This is a genomic window from Thermostichus sp. MS-CIW-40 (assembly GCF_054058315.1).
The window spans coordinates 1-1,883 of the sequence record NZ_JBSSAC010000085.1; the positions used below are offsets into that span (position 1 = coordinate 1).

Consider the following 1,883-nt stretch of genomic DNA (forward strand, 5'->3'; position numbering starts at 1 on the left):
AACTCTTTGCCGCAAATCCAAAGAATGAGTCGGCATTCCTTTCTCTCCTTCCTCTTGAATACCTGTACCCTATTTTAAATTAAAAGGCTGTAAGCGGCTGGCTGAGTAAAAGGCGGCGTTCTTAACTTGCCTTTGATAAAGTCAGAACAAAAGCAAGGTCAGCAGTGGCTTCTAACTCATGGGGAACATTTGCCGAAATTAAGACAAATATGCCCGGAGATAGAGAGATCTTCTCACCTGCAAGGGTTAAGACTCCAGTTCCTTCAATGACGTGGAGAGTAGCGTCCCTTGTGGAGGTATGCTCGGAAATACTTGTGCCTCCCGCCATACAGAAAAGAGTATGTTGGCAGACTTCACTTTTCCAAATGATCTTGCTGAGAACTCCTTCCACAGAATAAGCAATGTGATCTTTGAGCTGCAAAAAAGGTGACTCAGGGGAGACAAGAGACATCATTAAGCCTCCTTCTTGGCAATCAGTATGATGTAGCCTAGGTTATTTCGATATCGGCTAAAGATTTGCTTCATAGATAAGATCCGCTGCCGGATTACAGGACGTGTAAGCACATTCCACACCATAGTTAAGAGCGTCGGCAATCCTTCCTCTGTAGCAATAGCAACGGGATTGAGCAAAGTTAAGGGGCCGGTGGCATACTGGACAACCGTAAGATTTGCTTGCTGAACAGTTGCAAGCCAGCTGTCAGTAGATAAAGGATTGGCATTGACATGGATTACGGAGGATAACTCCTTGCGGATAGCGTCGCTGTTGGATCCCTCAACTCGCAGCTCATGGCTGAGGAACTTACCCCCTGGCTTGAGGCAATTGTAAATCCCTGACAAAATCTTAGATTTTCCTGCATCGGACTGCATTGTTAAAATAGCTTCCGCCAAGACATAGTCAAATTTCTGATCGATTTGATCTAGGTGAAAGATATCGCCCTCGAGGATCTCAACTTGGCCGGCTAGCCCTGCTGCAGAAACATTAGCGCGAGTGCGAGCAATGTTATCTGGATTTTTCTCAATGCCGGTAACATGTATGCCATAGCGCTTTGCCAATCGAATAGCCGTGTAGCCAAGGCCTGAGGCAAGTTCCAGCACAGTTTCTCCTCGACGGAACTCGGCAAACTTGAAGAGCCGTTCGGTAGCGCCAAAGCCCCCCGGTCGAAGTGCCTTTTTACCTGCCGCAGCCAGTACCTGGTGTCCAGGTGCATTTTTTAAGTCCAGCTTAGACATAGGTAACTCCAAAGCTTTGCAGAATTGGGAAATATAGCATGGAGCAGATAGTGAAGACTTCTTTACTACTGATCAATCCATCCTCCTTCCGAAGTTGGTTTGCTAAGTGCTGCTATTGTACCCCTTGAGCCCTTAACAGGCTGTACCTTGTGGCCATCTGTTTTGAGCTTGGCTGTGAGCACCTCATCACCTTCTATAATGAGAGATGCCCACAGCCGCAAAGAAAAACTTATTTTTCTCAGCTATTCGAAAAATCGAATATTAGAGAAGAGGAAAAGTTGAGGGGATGAACTTTTTTGGCCATCCTGCTCTTCCCAAATTCTTCTCTCAACCAGAATCCAATACCGACCTATTTTTTGATAACGATCTTCGTAGATCATCTTTGCTTGAGTTTTTTCTCCAGTTCCTGGGCTACAATACTCAGCAGTGTAGTGAGTGGGTAGGTAGCCCTCACCTGTATCGTAAAACTCTTGAACTGAGACTGTAATTGTCCGATTGGCAAGATGGCGATGTACCATTTGAATGTGCTTGCCCTGAACCCAGTACCTATCGGTAGAAGATACAGCCTGTTAAGGGCTCAAGGGGTACAATAGCAGCACTTAGCAAACCAACTTCGGAAGGAGGATGGATTGATCAGTAGTAAAGAAGTCTTC

General features: G+C 45.8%; 2 protein-coding genes and 2 pseudogenes. 1 reads left to right on the plus strand and 3 read right to left on the minus strand.

Going from position 1 to position 1,883, the window contains the following annotated elements; translation table 11 throughout:
* Positions 1-121: 121 nt before the first annotated feature.
* Together ACVWXF_RS14180 and ACVWXF_RS14185 are read right to left on the minus strand one after the other, a co-directional pair.
* Positions 122-454, minus strand: a complete 333-nt coding sequence (locus tag ACVWXF_RS14180) for a cupin domain-containing protein (RefSeq protein ID WP_011433845.1) — start codon at positions 452-454, stop codon at positions 122-124.
* Entirely contained in the window at positions 454-1,230 is a 777-nt protein-coding gene (locus tag ACVWXF_RS14185; protein WP_011431400.1) for an SAM-dependent methyltransferase, read from the minus strand. Before ACVWXF_RS14185 ends, ACVWXF_RS14180 begins: the two co-directional genes overlap by 1 nt.
* A gap of 11 nt (positions 1,231-1,241) precedes the next feature.
* Between ACVWXF_RS14185 and ACVWXF_RS14190 the strand changes: the two are divergent.
* Positions 1,242-1,358 (plus strand): annotated as a pseudogene (locus tag ACVWXF_RS14190) (IS630 family transposase); the annotation flags it as partial.
* Between the two features lie 114 nt (positions 1,359-1,472).
* Here ACVWXF_RS14190 and ACVWXF_RS14195 read toward each other — a convergent pair.
* Positions 1,473-1,778 (minus strand): annotated as a pseudogene (locus ACVWXF_RS14195) (DUF3386 family protein); the annotation flags it as partial.
* Positions 1,779-1,883 lie beyond the last annotated feature (105 nt).